Origin of the sequence: Inhella sp., from assembly GCF_027532025.1 — a bacterium.
In the GTDB taxonomy this organism is placed as follows: Bacteria; Pseudomonadota; Gammaproteobacteria; order Burkholderiales; family Burkholderiaceae_C; genus Inhella.
Genome location: NZ_JAPZSY010000043.1, coordinates 1 through 1,072, shown reverse-complemented (window position 1 = coordinate 1,072; position 1,072 = coordinate 1). Strand labels below are relative to the sequence as shown.

The 1,072-nt window shown below is 65.4% G+C and carries 1 protein-coding gene; it reads left to right on the top strand.

Going from position 1 to position 1,072, the window contains the following annotated elements:
- Nucleotides 1-180: 180 nt before the first annotated feature.
- Nucleotides 181-966, top strand: a complete 786-nt coding sequence (gene lipB, locus O9335_RS07480) for a lipoyl(octanoyl) transferase LipB (RefSeq protein WP_298385913.1) — start codon at nt 181-183, stop codon at nt 964-966.
- Nucleotides 967-1,072 lie beyond the last annotated feature (106 nt).

Sequence of the window (1,072 nt, the reverse complement as noted above, 5' to 3'; positions counted from 1 at the left end):
GCTCGACGAGCTCTACCGCACGCTGTCGACGCATCCGATGGTCAAGGTCGTGCTCTAAATAAGACAGAGAAGCGCCGCCATGCAGGTCGACATGTCCCCCCCACGCTCCGCCGTTGCGCGGGTCGCTGCCCCCCGAGGGGGCTGGCCTTGCTTGGGGCGGCCCGGCGCGGCGGCCGGCCTATGTTGATGCGCGCCCTGGGTAGGGTCGACTACCTCCCGACCTACGAAGCCATGCAAGCCTTCACGGCGGCGCGCAGCGCCGCGGTTTCAAGCGAAATCGGCCTGCAGCCCGCACAGGATATGGGCGACCAGCTATGGATTTGTGAGCACCCGCCGGTTTACACCCAGGGGCTCGCGGGCAAAAGCGACCATGTTTTGAACCCCGGCAGCATTCCGGTGGTGCAGACCAACCGCGGCGGCCAGGTGACGTACCACGGCCCCGGCCAGGTGGTCGCCTACCCGCTGATCGACCTGAAGCGCGCGGGCTATTACGTCAAGGAATACGTCTACCGCATCGAAGAGTCGGTCATCAAGACCCTGGCGCATTTCGGCGTCACCGGGCATCGCGTGACGGGCTCGCCCGGCATCTATGTCCGGCTGGACGACCCGGCTTCCCACTCAGTACTCAAGAGCCCCCACGCTCCGCCGCTGCGCGGGTCGCTGCCCCCCGAGGGGGCTGATTCCCCTTGGGGCGGCCCGGCGGCGAATCCCGGCCCCGTCAACCCGATAGACCCCTTCCGCGGCCTGGGCAAGATCGCCGCTTTGGGCATCAAAGTCAGCCGGCATTGCACCTACCACGGGGTGGCGCTCAACGTGGCGATGGACCTGGAACCCTTCTCGCGCATCAACCCTTGCGGTTATGTGGGGCTGAAAACCACAGACCTTCGTACAATTGGCGTATCCGTGACGTGGCAGGAGGCTGCGGACGTACTGGGGCAGAAACTCGCAACGTATCTGGCACCCTGATCTTTTTTCCGTTCGGGCTGAGCCTGTCGAAGCCCCCGGCCTCAGCCGGCAATGAGCGGATTTCCAGCCCTTCGACAGGCTCAGGGCGAACGGCATTGACCCATGA

What these genes read in the sequence shown, in the direction of transcription:
- lipB (WP_298385913.1), top strand. Translation starts at nt 181, where the DNA reads ATGTTGATGCGCGCCCTGGGTAGGGTCGACTACCTCCCGACCTACGAA.